Annotated in this window: 13 protein-coding genes; 9 read left to right on the forward strand and 4 right to left on the reverse strand. The window is 57.6% G+C overall.

The annotated features are described in order from the left end of the window. Window positions 1-213: 213 nt before the first annotated feature. Window positions 214-1,416 (reverse strand): pyridoxal phosphate-dependent aminotransferase, encoded by a 1,203-nt coding sequence (locus BM323_RS19575; protein WP_008106959.1) that lies wholly within the window; start codon window positions 1,414-1,416, stop codon window positions 214-216. Between the two features lie 485 nt (window positions 1,417-1,901). On the opposite strand from BM323_RS19575, the gene nac reads away from it, so the two are divergent. The 6 genes from nac (at window position 1,902) to BM323_RS19605 (ending at window position 6,448) form a co-directional block, all read left to right on the forward strand. Next, the gene (nac, locus tag BM323_RS19580) at window positions 1,902-2,825 is read left to right on the forward strand and encodes a nitrogen assimilation transcriptional regulator NAC (RefSeq protein WP_008106958.1); all 924 of its coding nucleotides are present in this window, start codon (window positions 1,902-1,904) and stop codon (window positions 2,823-2,825) included. 109 nt (window positions 2,826-2,934) lie between these two features. Then, window positions 2,935-3,357 carry an acyl-CoA carboxylase biotin carboxyl carrier protein subunit gene (locus BM323_RS19585; RefSeq protein ID WP_008106956.1) on the forward strand — a complete coding sequence of 141 codons (423 nt, stop codon included), beginning with the start codon at window positions 2,935-2,937 and terminating at the stop codon, window positions 3,355-3,357. A gap of 112 nt (window positions 3,358-3,469) precedes the next feature. Continuing rightward, the gene (locus tag BM323_RS19590) at window positions 3,470-4,222 is read left to right on the forward strand and encodes an SDR family oxidoreductase (RefSeq protein WP_008106954.1); all 753 of its coding nucleotides are present in this window, start codon (window positions 3,470-3,472) and stop codon (window positions 4,220-4,222) included. Window positions 4,223-4,244: 22 nt separating this feature from the next. Beyond that, on the forward strand, window positions 4,245-4,940 hold the full coding sequence (locus BM323_RS19595; RefSeq protein ID WP_008106951.1) for an amino acid ABC transporter permease: 696 nt from the start codon (window positions 4,245-4,247) through the stop codon (window positions 4,938-4,940). Window positions 4,941-4,945: 5 nt separating this feature from the next. Then, window positions 4,946-5,701, forward strand: a complete 756-nt coding sequence (locus BM323_RS19600; RefSeq protein ID WP_008106950.1) for an amino acid ABC transporter permease — start codon at window positions 4,946-4,948, stop codon at window positions 5,699-5,701. Window positions 5,702-5,710: 9 nt separating this feature from the next. Continuing rightward, a complete protein-coding gene (locus tag BM323_RS19605; protein ID WP_008106948.1) occupies window positions 5,711-6,448 on the forward strand; it encodes an amino acid ABC transporter ATP-binding protein in 738 nt (245 codons plus the stop codon). Window positions 6,449-6,881: 433 nt separating this feature from the next. Here BM323_RS19605 and BM323_RS19610 read toward each other — a convergent pair whose 3' ends face one another. From BM323_RS19610 to BM323_RS19620, 3 genes are all read right to left on the reverse strand, one after another. Beyond that, entirely contained in the window at window positions 6,882-8,051 is a 1,170-nt protein-coding gene (locus BM323_RS19610; RefSeq protein ID WP_008106945.1) for a Gfo/Idh/MocA family protein, read from the reverse strand. 10 nt (window positions 8,052-8,061) lie between these two features. Next, window positions 8,062-8,985 carry a TIM barrel protein gene (locus BM323_RS19615; protein WP_008106943.1) on the reverse strand — a complete coding sequence of 308 codons (924 nt, stop codon included), beginning with the start codon at window positions 8,983-8,985 and terminating at the stop codon, window positions 8,062-8,064. Between the two features lie 147 nt (window positions 8,986-9,132). Then, entirely contained in the window at window positions 9,133-10,161 is a 1,029-nt protein-coding gene (locus BM323_RS19620) for a LacI family DNA-binding transcriptional regulator (RefSeq protein WP_008106941.1), read from the reverse strand. 321 nt (window positions 10,162-10,482) lie between these two features. Between BM323_RS19620 and BM323_RS19625 the strand changes: the two genes are divergently transcribed. The 3 genes from BM323_RS19625 to BM323_RS19635 all read left to right on the forward strand — a co-directional run bounded on the left by BM323_RS19625 (window position 10,483) and on the right by BM323_RS19635 (window position 13,562). After that, on the forward strand, window positions 10,483-11,520 hold the full coding sequence (locus BM323_RS19625; protein ID WP_008106938.1) for a Gfo/Idh/MocA family protein: 1,038 nt from the start codon (window positions 10,483-10,485) through the stop codon (window positions 11,518-11,520). A gap of 16 nt (window positions 11,521-11,536) precedes the next feature. Further along, entirely contained in the window at window positions 11,537-12,418 is an 882-nt protein-coding gene (locus BM323_RS19630) for a sugar phosphate isomerase/epimerase family protein (RefSeq protein ID WP_007888450.1), read from the forward strand. A 124-nt stretch (window positions 12,419-12,542) separates the two neighbouring features. Further along, complete coding sequence (locus tag BM323_RS19635) at window positions 12,543-13,562, forward strand: LacI family DNA-binding transcriptional regulator (RefSeq protein ID WP_008106937.1); 1,020 nt, start codon at window positions 12,543-12,545, stop codon at window positions 13,560-13,562. The last annotated feature ends 1 nt before the right edge of the window (window position 13,563 follow it).

Raw genomic sequence — 13,563 nt, forward strand, 5'->3', positions numbered from 1 at the left:
ATAGTGCTGAACTGCAGCCAGCCTGACGGAATATGGGTGCTTCATTTTAACCTCCGGATTCTGGATTGTTTGTCCAGGATCCGGGGTTCAGTGCAGCCAGACGCCCTCTGCTCGGTCGCCGCACCAGGGTGCTGCAACTGCTTAGCACATGGCGAACGAAAGTCGCTCTGCGCTTAACTGAGCGGCATTACGCCATTTATGGCGACCTGGACATCAAACGCAACCACCACAAAACGCCGCTATACGATCGCATCCCGTCTCTAACCGCTCCATGCTGGTGGCATACGACAAGCGGATAAACGGGCTCATGCCGTACGCCGCGCCCTGCACTGTCACCACGTGCTGCTCCTCAATCAGCGCCAGCACAAAATCGGCATCATTAGTGATCAACCTACCACCGGCGCTGGTTTTGCCAATGTAGCCCGCGATATTCACAAACAGATAAAATGCGCCCTGCGGTTTATGGCAGCGCAGGCCGTCAATCGACGTCAGGCGTTCCAGCACGTAATCGCGGCGCTGACGATAGATGTGCGCGCGCTCCTGCAGCAGATCCTGCGGGCCTTCCAGCACCGCCACCGCCGCGGCTTGGGTTAAGGTGCAAACGCCGCCGCTGTTCTGCGTATTCACGTTGCTCATCGCTTTGATCAACGGCGCCGGGCCGCCGCAAAAGCCCAAACGCCAGCCGGTCATGGAATAGGCTTTCGATACGCCATTCACCGTCAGCACGCGGTCAACCAGGCGCGGCTCAACCTGCGCCAGCGTATAAAAGCGCACATCGTCATAAATCAGGTGCTCGTAGATATCGTCGGTCATGATCCACACCTGCGGATGGCGCAACAGCACCTCGCCCAGCGCGTGCAACTCCGCTTTGGTCGCCACCGAACCGGTGGGATTGCTCGGATAGTTGAGCAGCAACCATTTGGTTTTGTCGGTGATGGCAGCGTCTAAATCGGCAGGCAGCGGCTTGAAGCCGTTCTCCTGCGCACACGGCAGCGCCACTGGAACGCCACCGGCGAATTTAACGATATCGGCATAGCTGATCCACGATGGCGTCGGGATCACCACTTCATCGCCTGGATTGATGGTAGCGAGGATCGCGTTAAAGATGATCTGCTTAGCGCCGCCTGCGGTAAGGATCTGGCTGACGTCGTAATCGAGTTGATTATCGCGTTTGAACTTCAGCTGGATCGCCTTGCGCAGCGCTGGCGTGCCGTCGGTAGGTGGATAGCGCGTATCTCCGGCGCGCGCGGCGGCGTAAGCGGCCTCAATCGCGTGAGGTGGCGTGGGGAAATCGGGTTCACCGGTGGAAAGCGCTACCACATCAATGCCCTGCGCGGCGAGATCGCGGGCTTTTTGGGTCATAGCAACGGAGGCAGAAACGGTGACATTCTTTAATCGATCGGCTATCTCGGGCATGGGTTAATCCTGGCTAGTGTCAGCATGAACGGCTTGCAGCAAGCTGCAAACACGACGTGTACCAGAGGATAGGTTTTTGCCCGAAGCGGCGGTTAATAGTGCTTTGTTGTGGTGATATAACACAAAGCGATGACTGAACCGACCGCACACTTTCGCCATAAAGGTGGCGAGCCTGATGTGGAAATGCGCGGCAGGTCACGCGCCAGCGCCTGACGCAATGTTAATAGAGTGTTACTTTGAGTGCCGGTTAACAGCGCGCAACGCCCGTTTACTCACTCCCATCATCGCCAAATCTAATGAGTGAATCGCACCATACCAGTGCAAAGGTCGCTGTTTTACCCTCGCCGTCACGGCAACTGTCCAACTCAGCATCGGCCTTAGGAGGCACTGTGGCTCTACCCTCCTGTCTGAGTTCACTCGCGAAAGCTTATTTTGGCATCAAGTTTGCTTGATACCCGCTATGCGTTCTGTTGGAGGAAGCGTTCATGAATCTTCGTCGCCTGAAGTACTTTGTTAAAATTGTTGATGTGGGCAGCCTGACTCAGGCCGCTGATATTTTACATATTGCCCAGCCCGCGCTGAGCCAGCAGCTGGCTACGTTGGAAGGTGAAGTGAATCAGCAACTACTCATTCGTACCAAGCGCGGCGTGACGCCGACCGAAGCCGGTAAAACGCTCTACTCCCACGCGCAGGCAATTTTGCGCCAGTGCGAGCAGGCACAAAGCGCCATTGAGCTGGTTGGTGCCTCGCTGAGCGGCAGCGTCTCGGTGGGCTTAGCGCCGGGCACCGCCGCACAAAACCTCGCGTTACCGCTGATGATGGAAGTGCAGCAGCAGCATCCCGGCATCGTGCTCTACTTCAATGAGAACTTCGGCACCACGCTGAGCGAACTGATCATGAATGGCCGCATGGATATGGCGGTGATTTACGATCACCGCACCATTCACGGCCTGCGCTTTATGCCGCTGATGAAAGAGGATCTCTACTTCGTCTGCCCGTTCAGCCTCGCGCAACCGGTGAAAGAGCTCCCGCTGGCGCAGGTGGCGCAATACGATCTGTTCCTGCCGCGCGTCTATAACATCATGCGCAAAGTGCTCGACGACGCCTTCGTACAAAACAATCTGCAGTACCGCGTGAAATGCGAGATCGAGTCACAAACCACCCTGAATGCCGCCCTGAGCGCCGGACTTGGCACCACCATCATGCCGGAATCCGCTGCGCGCGCGATGCTGAAAAGCGGCGATGCGTGGATGGCGAAGATCGTCGATCCAGATGTGCAGGTGTCGCTGTCGTTCTGCATGTCGGATCATCTGCCGCTGTCACAGCCGGCCGAAGCGGTGAAATCGATCCTGCTGTCGCTGATGTCGCGCCGCAACGTTGAGAACCATCCACTGACTTTGGTGGGATAAGTCCCGCTTATTGCCGCAAAGCGAAACCCTCTTACTGCCCGTATTGCGAACGCGCTAGATTACGATTTTGCCCGCTCTGGCGGGCGTGTTTCGCTTTGACGGGAATTCCATGGATAAAACCGCAATACCGCTGCCGACGCTGCGCGCGCTGGCGCGCAAGATGCAATCCTCCGGGCTGAACAGTCTGGCGCTCGATGGCAAACACTGGTCGGTGCGGTTGACCTTCGCCGCCACGCCAGCCGCGCCCGCGCCTGCGCCTGCCACGGTTCCCGCCGCTGAAATCTTCCCCATCACGCAACGCATCGGCGCACCGATGCCCGGCACGCTGCTGCGCCGCCATCCGCATAGCCAGCAGGATTTTGTCGCGCCCGGCCAGCAGATTGTGGCCGGTGAAGTAGTGGCGCTGGTGCAGGTTGGCCCGCTGTATGTGCCGGTGATCAGTCCGGATAATGGCACGGTGCAGTCGTTCGCCGCAGAGCATTCGTCTGCGGTGGAGTATGACGAGGACGTGTTGACGTTTCGGTCGCCATAAATGGCGGGCGAACAGGGTTATAAGGGGCGCTTATTGCCTCAAAATTTTTATGTCTTATGCCCTTGCGGCATAACTGCATACAGTCAAAAGACGCCATAACGAGGAGAGGCAGATGCCATTTTCAGATTACAAAACCGCGCTGGTAACCGGCGCATCCGCGGGAATGGGCGAAGCGATCGTTGAGCGCTTGTGCAAAGAGGGCATCACCGTGCACGCAGTGGCGCGCCGTAAAGAGCAGCTGGCGGCGTTGGCCGATCGTACCGGCTGTATTCCGCATGCGGTGGATGTCAGCGACGTCAACGCGCTGACCGCGCTGTGTAAAGATCTCGAAATCGACATTCTGGTCAACAACGCGGGCCTGTCGCATCCGGGATCGATTCTTGATGCCGACGAGAACGTGATTGAAACCCAGGTCGACGTCAATCTGCGCGCGGTGCTGCATCTGTGCCGTTTGCTGGTGCCGGGCATGGTGAAACGCGATCGCGGCCACGTCTTCAACATCACCTCAATTGCTGCCATCTACAACTTCAACGGCAACTCGGTGTATCACGCCACCAAAGCTGGTGTGCATGCCCTTTCGCGCCAGCTGCGCGTCGATTGCTACGGTGCACGCGTGCGCATCACCGAAATCTGTCCGGGCCGCGTCGCCACCGACATCTTCGGCAACGTGTCAGGCGATCACGAAGAGGCGCGCCGCCGCTTCATTGATGGCTTTGAACTGCCGCAGGCCAAAGATATCGCCGACTGCGTCGCCTTCGCACTCGCGGCACCGCTGGCGGTGAATATCGGCAACATCGAAATCACCCCAACGCTGCAGGTGCCGGGCGGTCTTTCCACCATGCGACCGGGCGACCACAGCGCGTAATTTGCGACCATGAGGTAACAGAATGGCTCTCGATTTCAGCAGTGTGATAACCGGCCAATACGGCCAGATGATCGTTGACGGAACGGTGATCACCCTTGAACTGGCGTTGGGTGCCTGGCTGCTGGCAATGCTGCTGGCGCTGCTTTTGGTGGTGATCCGTCTGACTGAAAACCGCATCGCGGTCGGGCTGGTCAAAGCCTATGTCTCTTATCACCGCAATGTGCCGACGCTGATCCAGTTGATGATGTGGTACTTCGCCATTCCCACGCTGCTGCCGGAAGCGCTGCAGATGTGGATCAACAACTACAACGCCGAGTTCCTGTTCTCCCTCACCGCGCTGGGCCTGTGCCAGGCGGCGTACTTCTCCGAAGATATCCGCAGCGGCCTGCGCGCCATTCCCGACGGCCAGAACGAAGCCGCGCGCGCACTGGGCATGAGCTACGTGCGCGCCATGCGCGGCGTGATTCTGCCACAGGGCATTCGCAACGCGCTGCCCGCGGTGATCAACCACACGGTGCTGCTGTTTAAAAACACCAGCCTGGCGATGGTGATTGGCGTGGCGGATCTGACCTATGTGACGCGTGATATTGAGAACCAAACGTTCCGTACCTTCGAATCCTACATCGTGGCGACCGTGGGCTACCTGTTCTTCTCCCTGCTGCTGATGGGCCTTGGCGCACTGCTGGCCCGCCGCTTCCAGCGCGTCTATGCGAGGTAATGGCGATGTTTGAGATTTTCACCATTTTGCATGACAACGGCATGCTGCTGTTGATGGGCCAATACCCGAACGGTCCGATTGGCGGCGTGCTCTGTACGCTGCTGATCTCGGTGCTGGCGGTGCTGCTGGCATTTCCGATTGGTGTGCTGCTAGGCCTGGCGCGTCTGTCGCCGTGGCGCTGGCTGAGCTGGCCCGCCACCGGCTGGGTTTACCTGCTGCGCGGCATCCCGCTGATGATGGTGGTGTTCTGGACTTACTTCTGTGTGCCGCTGCTGATTGGCCACAACATCAGCGGCTTCGCCACCATGCTGTGTACGCTGGTGATCTATGAAAGTGCCTATATCGCGGAGATCGTGCGCGGCGGCATTCAGGCGTTGCCGCACGGCCAATACGAAGCATCGCGCGCGTTGGGCATGAGCCACCTGAAAACCCTGCGTCTGGTGATTCTGCCGCAGGCGCTGTTTAACACCTTGCCGAGCCTGGTTAGCCAACTGGTGTCGATCATCAAAGACAGTACGCTCGGCTACGTGATCAACGTGCCAGAGCTGACTTTTGCTGCCAATCAGGTGAGCAATCAGCTGCTGACCAAACCGTTCCAGGTGTTCGCCATTGTGGCGCTGAGTTACTACATCATCTGCTTCAGCCTCACCTGGCTGGCCAATAAACTCGAAGCGCATATTGCGCAGAAACGTCGTCAACCGCCGCAGCTAACGTCCAGCGTAGCGCCCACGGTGATGCTGACTAAAACCTCTTCGCAATAAGGAAACCGCATGGGACCGATGATCATGTTTAATCAGGTCAACAAATGGTACGGCGCGTATCAGGCGCTGACCAACCTGAGCGCCGAGATTAATCCCGGTGAAGTGGTAGTGGTGTGCGGCCCGTCCGGCTCGGGCAAATCAACGCTGATCCGCACCGTTAACCGCCTGGAACCCATCGATGACGGCCAGATCGTGTTTGATGGCACCGATATTCACGGCAGCAGCACGCGCCTCAATCAACTGCGCACGCGCATCGGCTTTGTGTTTCAGAGCTTCAACCTGTTCCCGCATGTGTCAGTAGCCGAGAACATCATGATGTCGCCGATGAAAGTGCTGGGCGTGAAGCGCAGCGAAGCGCGCCGTCAGGCCGGTGAATTGCTGGAGCGCGTCGGTTTAGCGCACAAAGCCGATGCCTATCCAGCGCAGCTGTCTGGCGGCCAGCAGCAGCGCGTGGCGATTGCCCGTGCGCTAGCGATGAAGCCGCCGGTGATGCTGTTCGATGAACCGACTTCGGCGCTCGATCCAGAGATGGTCGGCGAAGTGTTGTCGGTGATGCGCGGTCTGGCGCAGGAAGGAATGACGATGATGTGCGTCACCCACGAGATGAACTTTGCCCGTGAAGTGGCGGATACCATCTGGTTTATGGATCAGGGACAGATTCTGGAAAAATCACAGCCGGAACAGTTCTTCACCCAACCGCAGCACCCACGCGCGCAACGCTTCCTCAGCGATTTGCGTTCACACTGAATTTCAGGTCGCCATAAATGGCGACCCTACGAAAAACGCGCCAATCCTCTGTAGGGTCGCCATTCATGGCGACCTGGTGCGCACCCTACGAAAAACCAGTTCGGGCACTGTCATCACAGGCGGCGGTGTTGGGCGCCATCCGCAGCGCCGAGCGCAGAGTGACGGCCAGGATGAGCCGACAGGACGTCGGCGAAAGCGCGGTATGAGCCAGGAAGGCGAATCCGCGCGGTCCGTCAGGCCGGAGGGATAAGCGAGGACGGCGCAAGGCGCGGATTGCTAAGGTCCGCGCCTTCGGACCTTAGCCCGGCCGCCTGCTTCTGGCATTCTGAAACTGCCAGATGCTTAGCGGGCGGAACCCCTGCGATGTCAGCGCGCTGCTTATCTGAGAAGCATTACGCCCTTCATGGCGACCTTGCCAACCACCGCACCTATCTCAACAATCCACCCACACCGCACCCGCATCGGCGGATTTCACGCACTGTTCCACCCAACGCACGCCCATCAAACCGGCATGCGCGCCGGGATACCAAAAGTCCTTGAGGAACGCCCGATCGCCACGATCGGTAGCATCCATTGCCAGCGCAAAACGGCGATAAAGATTGGACCAGGCTTCAAACAATCCTTCCGGATGCCCGCCGCCAATACGGTCGTCAGCCAGCGCGCTTTGATGCAGATAACCCATGCCGCGCTCGAGAATCTGCACCGGCTCGCCCTGCACTTCATAGCGCAGCTGATTCGGCTGTTCGTCCCACCACTCAAGGCTGGCTTTCTCGCCGATCACCCGCACTTTCTGGCCGTGCATCGAACCGCAGTTCACCGCCGATGCCCACATGGTGCCGACCGCGCCGTTGTCGTACTCCATCATCACAAAGGCGTTATCCTCCAGCGGCGCACGGGTTTTGACAAAGCTCTGGCGGCTGCACAGCAGGCGTTTCACCTGCAGATGCGGCACCATGGTTTCAGCGATAAACAGCGGATGCGTCGCCAAATCACCCAGCACATAGCTCGGCCCGACGAAGCGCGGATCGACGCGCCACTTGGTGCTTTCGTTCTGCAATTCAACCGCTTCATTATGGAAGCCATGCGCGAACTGCATGTTGATGATGCGGATCTCGCCCAGCAAACCTTCCGCAATCATCTCGCGCGCCTGATGAATCAGCTGATGGCCAGCATAACCGTAGGTCACGCCGATGATTTTCTTCTTCTCGGCGCACAGCTGTTCCAGCTCATCGGCTTCGGCGGCGGTGAAACACAGCGGCTTCTCGCACACCACATGCAAACCCGCATTGAGCGCGGCGCGGCAGATGGTGAAGTGCGTGTTGTTAGGCGTAGCGATCGACACCGCTTCAATGCCGTCCGGACGCGCCGCTTCTGCCGCAAACATCGTTTCGTAATCTGCATAGCAGCGATCGGCATCAATCCCCAGCGAGGTGCCAAAGGCGCGGCCGCGCTCGGCGTTGATATCAAATGCGCCCGCCAGCAGCGTGAAGTTGTTGTCACGCGTGGCCGCCGAACGATGAATATACCCAATCTGGCTGGTGCCGCCGCCGCCAACCATGCCCCAGCGCAGTGAGCGATCCAGAGCTTTAATACCGTTAATCATGCTGTTCTCCTTAGAATCCGACCGATTGCAAATAGTGCAGGCTGGCGGTGACGTCACGCAGGCTGGTGTCGGCATCACGCGGATCGCGCTCCTGCTCGACGGTGATCCAGCCCTGATAATTGCGCTCTGCCAGGAAGGCGCGCACCGCCGGATAATCAATCGCCCCTTTGCCAATCGGGCACATCACGCCTTCTGCGCAGGCAGCAAAGAAATCTACGCCGCGCGCAATCACGTCGCGCCACACCGCGTCGTTAACGTCTTTGAAGTGCAGGTAATCGATGCGATCCCAGTAGCGGCTGAGGTAAGGAATCGGATCCATGCCGGAGTAGTAAAGATGGCCGGTGTCGAGGCACAAACCGGCAACCTCGTGCGGGATGTCTTCCACCAGCTGTTGCAGTTCGTCGGCGAACTCAATGCAGCCGCCGGCATGCGGGTGGATCACCGCGCGCACGCCGTATTCGTTCCAGGCAATCTGGCTCAGCGTGGTGATGTGCTGCATCATGCGCTGCCACTCTCTATCTGACAGGCGCGGCGCCTTGTCGGATTGACCGGCGTATTTGGCGCGTTCTGGATTGCCGAAGTCGATAATTACCAGATAAGGCGCGGGTTTGTTGTCCGCATGGGTTTTGGTGGCGGTCGGCACCAGCGACAGGTTGCGGCAAATGTTGTGCGTCAGCTCAACCATCGCCGGGAAATTGGCTTCGCTCACCAAATCATCAAAGATGGTGCCCGCCACCAGCGACAGGTCGTGCGCTTCCAGCTGCTGGCGCAGTTCGGCAGGTTCAACCGGCAGATAGGTCCACGGGCCCAGCTCAATGCTTTTATAACCGGCCTGTGACGCTTCACTCAGGACTTTCTGCCACGGCGGCAGGAAAGGATTTTTTGGGTCATCAACGCCCCAGCTACAGGGCGCGTTAGCAATATGAATAGTCATGATCGTTCCTTGCGGTAGTGGATAGCGCAAGTATCAAATAAATATTTCATCACCAACAACCATGAAACATTCATTTTTTGATAGCGATCATAGTATTTCGCATCATGAAAATGATAGAAAAAATATCAAATCCAGCAATGACGCGGTTTACAGGTTTTCACGTGTGACGATATCGAACGGCAGGATGATCTGGGTGAAATGATCGCCCGGTTCCACATGATGCTGCTGCACCATCTGCGCCAAACGCATGGCCATTTCGTCGATGCGATTGCGGATCATCACCGTGATGGTGCCATCAATCAGCGCCAGCTCGCCCTCTTTCACCGGACCATGACAAATCAACGCCACCTTGCGCTGCGGCTGCTGGCGCAACGCGTGAATCACGCCCTCAATACCGCCGCACGGCGCGAAGATCAGCGCCAAATCGGCATGTTCTTCCAGTAACTGGCGCGTGGAACGGTAGCCGCCATCAATCGATTCATTGGTCTTCAACGGCTCCAGCACGCGCCGCGCGCTGTCTTGCTCGCGCAGATAGGAACGGAAACTGATCTCATTACTCTCCTGGCAGATAAAGCGATGGTCGCCCACCAGCACGCCGACCGAGCCCGGCTGATGCAACAGATGCGTGGCAATCCACGCGGCAGTGCGCCCGGCTTTCTGGTTATCGAGGCCGACATAACCGGCGTGGCCGCACGGTGAAAAGTTGGAAAACAGTGCATAAACCCGCACGCCCTGACGCGATATGTTTTCTATCGCATGGCGAATCAGCGGGTGATCCAGCGCGACCAGGCCAATGGCATCCACCTGCTCGGCCAGCGCATACAGCGAGGCCACAACCGCTTCCACATCATCAATGTCGTGCCAGGTAAAAAGCGGTTCGCTGCCTGCCGGATGAAACGGCTGCGTATGCTGGCGCAGCGCATCAGTGAGGGAATGATAGAACGAGTAGGATTTTGACAGCAGGATAAAGCCCATGCGCAGCGTTACGCTTGAGGCGGGCGCGATGCCGCTCAGCAGCGGCACATTGCCGATGCGATAACCGAGGCGATTGGCCGCTTCCAGCACCTTCTGCTCCGTCGCGGCGCGCACCGGCGCGCGACGGTTTAAGACGCGATCGACGGTCGCCACGCCAACACCGGCAGCGGCGGCAATCGCGGTCATAGTGATTTTACTCATGCGCTATTTCCAGATTAAAAATGATAATAAATTATCAAAAATAATGCCCTAACCCGCTATAAATCACCAATCCTCAAACGCAGAAATCATCATTAAACGGCATCGAGTGATAGAGAATCTCTCATTATTTTGATCGCCCTCGCAAAAACGAAACAATCCATTTCATTTCCATACCATTCAGAATAAATGTTTGATATTTATTGGCGCATTAAAGGCGGTTTAGGCTGATGGTTTCGCATCAGAAAAAGAGTAGAGACTGCGGTTGGCTCTTCCTACATTTAACGCGATCTGCCTTAAAAAGGTCGAATAAACGGAGATACCATGTTCCCTACCACTTTACCTGTCCCGCATCGTCATCCTGCCCATCAAATTCCTGCGCTGCGCTGGGGCATTGTTGGGCCCGGCTGGATTGCCGATCACTTTGCCAACGCGCTGCGCCACCATACGCAGCAGCAGCTGGTGGCGGTCTCCTCGCGCAGCCTCGATAAAGCGCAAGCCTTTGCCACTAAATGGGAAATCCCGCATGCGGTGGAAGGCATTGATGCGTTGCTCAGCCGCAACGATGTCGATGTGGTGTATATCGCCACGCCGCATAATCATCACTTCAGCGACGGTCTGCGTACCTTGCAGGCTGGCAAACATGTGCTGATTGAAAAACCGCTGGCGCTCAACGCGCAGCAAGCCTTGCAGCTGCAACAGGCGGCACATCAGCAGCAGCGCCTGTGCGTTGAAGCGATGTGGTGCGACTTTGCGCCAAAATACGATGTGATTCGCCAGCTGTTAGCCGATGGCACATTAGGTGACGTTCATACGCTGCTGGCCGATCATGGCGAGTACTTCACCGAAGATCACCGCATTTTCAATGCGGACCTGGCAGGCGGCACCATGCTGGATCTCGGCAGCTATCTGCTGGGATTGAGTGTTTTGGTCGGCGGTGCACCCGCTAGCATTACCGCCGTGGGCCAGCCCGCGCCGGGTGGCGTCAACGGCCAGGCGTCAATGCTGCTGACCCACGCCAACGGCATGCATTCGGTACTCAATACCACGCTGTTCAGCAACACGCCCGGCACCGCCGTAATCGCCGGTCGTGATGCCACGCTTTATCTCGACGGCCAGTTTTACGCGCCGGGTAACTTCCGTCTGACCTCCAGCGATGGCCGCCACACGCTGCGCTGGGAAGAACCGGCTAATCGCTATATTCAGCTCAGTCATGAAATCGAACATACCGCCTGGTGTATTCATCAGGGCCTGACCGACTCACCTGTGCGTCCGCTTGCCACCTCGCTGGCGACCTTGAGCGCGATGGATGCAGTGCGACAGCAGATCGGTGTGGTCTTTAATGAAGAGCGCACCGCTTAACGCTCAGGAGAAAACAATGAAAATCGCTTTTGATGTGGATGTAATCAGGGATCTCGGTATCACGCGCATGGTGCATCAGGTGGCGGAATGGGGCTACAAGTACATCGAGCAGTCGCCGCATCCGCAGATCAACCCGTTCTATAAACATCCGAAAGCCAGCCGTGAAATCATGCGCGAATACAAAAATGCGCTGAATGCCACCGGGCTGGAAATCTCCTCGTTTATCACCGTTTATCGCTGGTCTGGCCCGGATGAACTGCGTCGTCAGGCGGCGGTGAAGAACTGGAAACGCATGATCGAGATCGCCGTCGAAATGGGCGTGCAGGTGATCAACACCGAGCTGTCGGGTAATCCCAACGAGCCGGAAATTTGTGAAGAGATGTTCTATCGCTCGATGGAAGAGCTGCTACCGATTATCGAACGTGAAGGCATCCGCGTCGAAATTCAGGCGCATCCGTGGGATTTCTGCGAGCAGAGCAACGAAACCGCTGACATTGTTAAGTCGTTCCGCAGCGAAAACGTGAAGTACATCTACAGCGCACCCCACACCTTCTATTACGACAAAGGCGTGGGCGATGTGAAGAACATGCTGCATTACGCGGGCGACGATCTGTCGCATATGCTGATCGCCGATACCATGAACCACACCAAGCACTGTCGCTATATCGTCAATCCGCCAGGCGTGGATGCGACTATCCACCAGCACGTGGCGGTCGGTGAAGGCGAAGTGAATTTCGATGCGCTGTTTGAAGCGCTGCGCGAAATGAATTTCGCCAACCGTACCTTTAAGGTCGGCGGCGAGTCGATTATCTCAGCGGCGCTGTTTGGCTATCCGGAAAAGATGAAGTATCAGGCGGTGGAAACCCGTGAGCTGATTGAGCGTGAGCTGTTGGGTTAAGGTAAGTGCGGGCTGATGCCCTCACCCTAACCCTCTCCCACAGGGAGAGGGAACAAAACAGTCCCTTCTCCCGCTGGCGGGAGAAGGTTAGGATGAGGGCCCGCTCTGATGGAATGCACGCAACATGAAAGCAGTGACGCTGGCCGAGCTGGCAAAACAACTGGGCGTTGGTGTCGCCACGGTTGATCGGGTACTCAACGATCGCGGCGGCGTATCGCCCGCCATGAGCAAAAAAATCCTGCAGGCAGCGCGTGACGCCGGTTTGAAACGCATTCTGCCCGAGGAGCATCGCCATCCGTGGCAGATCGAAGTGCTGCTCAGCGGTAACGCCTCCTTCTTCTTCCAGCAACTAGCGCAAGATTTTGCCAAACTCGCCGACGAACTCGGTTATCGTCGCCTGCGTCTGCATCGCACGCTGATTCCGGAAAACGCGCCAGAGAAACTCGCCGCGCACATCACCGCCAGCAGTAAAAAGATGGACGCGCTGATCGTCTTCGCCCATGAAAACCCGCTGATCTACGATGCGCTCGCCGCCTGTAAAGCGCGTGGCGTGCCGGTAATCACTCTGGTCGCCGATCTGCCCGATGCCGCGCGGCTGTGCCACGTCGGCATCGATCAATACAAAGCCGGGCGCACCGCCGGTTTGATGCTTGGCAGCATGCTTTCGCAGCCGGGTGAAGTGGTGTTGATGAGCGGACGCGCCGATTACGCAGCGCATCGCCTGCGCATTGAGGGTTTTCAGGCGGTGCTGGCCGAACGCTTTCCGCAGCTGCGCCTGCGCGAGATTCTTGCCGGTCAGGATGAACGCGAACGCATCAGCCGCCTGTTAGAAAAAACGCTGGCCGCCTCGCCGCCGATTGTTGGGCTGTATAACACCGGCATTGGCAATACGCAGGTGCACGAAGCGCTTGCACGGCATCGTCTTGACGGCAAAGTGCTGTACGTCACGCACGAGTTGTACAGCACCACACGCCGGCTGTTGCAGGATCGCGTGCTGACCTTAACCCTCGATCAAAACACCCTGCGCCATGCCCAGCTCGCCTTAACGCTGATGCTGCGGCATCTGGAAGAGGGCGAGATTCCTGATACCTACCAGCCCGGCAAAGTGGACTTTATGCTGTTTACGCAAGAGAACTTTACATAAT

The sequence above is a fragment of the Pantoea sp. YR525 genome, assembly GCF_900116775.1.
Lineage (GTDB): Bacteria > Pseudomonadota > Gammaproteobacteria > Enterobacterales > Enterobacteriaceae > Pantoea > Pantoea symbiotica.

Coding starts and splice junctions, on each gene's coding strand:
- BM323_RS19585 (WP_008106956.1), top strand. CDS start 2,935: ATGGATAAAACCGCAATACCGCTGCCGACGCTGCGCGCGCTGGCGCGC.
- BM323_RS19605 (WP_008106948.1), top strand. CDS start 5,711: ATGGGACCGATGATCATGTTTAATCAGGTCAACAAATGGTACGGCGCG.
- BM323_RS19625 (WP_008106938.1), top strand. CDS start 10,483: ATGTTCCCTACCACTTTACCTGTCCCGCATCGTCATCCTGCCCATCAA.
- BM323_RS19600 (WP_008106950.1), top strand. CDS start 4,946: ATGTTTGAGATTTTCACCATTTTGCATGACAACGGCATGCTGCTGTTG.
- BM323_RS19590 (WP_008106954.1), top strand. CDS start 3,470: ATGCCATTTTCAGATTACAAAACCGCGCTGGTAACCGGCGCATCCGCG.
- BM323_RS19630 (WP_007888450.1), top strand. CDS start 11,537: ATGAAAATCGCTTTTGATGTGGATGTAATCAGGGATCTCGGTATCACG.
- nac (WP_008106958.1), top strand. CDS start 1,902: ATGAATCTTCGTCGCCTGAAGTACTTTGTTAAAATTGTTGATGTGGGC.
- BM323_RS19615 (WP_008106943.1), bottom strand. CDS start 8,985: ATGACTATTCATATTGCTAACGCGCCCTGTAGCTGGGGCGTTGATGAC.
- BM323_RS19635 (WP_008106937.1), top strand. CDS start 12,543: ATGAAAGCAGTGACGCTGGCCGAGCTGGCAAAACAACTGGGCGTTGGT.
- BM323_RS19620 (WP_008106941.1), bottom strand. CDS start 10,161: ATGAGTAAAATCACTATGACCGCGATTGCCGCCGCTGCCGGTGTTGGC.
- BM323_RS19610 (WP_008106945.1), bottom strand. CDS start 8,051: ATGATTAACGGTATTAAAGCTCTGGATCGCTCACTGCGCTGGGGCATG.
- BM323_RS19575 (WP_008106959.1), bottom strand. CDS start 1,416: ATGCCCGAGATAGCCGATCGATTAAAGAATGTCACCGTTTCTGCCTCC.
- BM323_RS19595 (WP_008106951.1), top strand. CDS start 4,245: ATGGCTCTCGATTTCAGCAGTGTGATAACCGGCCAATACGGCCAGATG.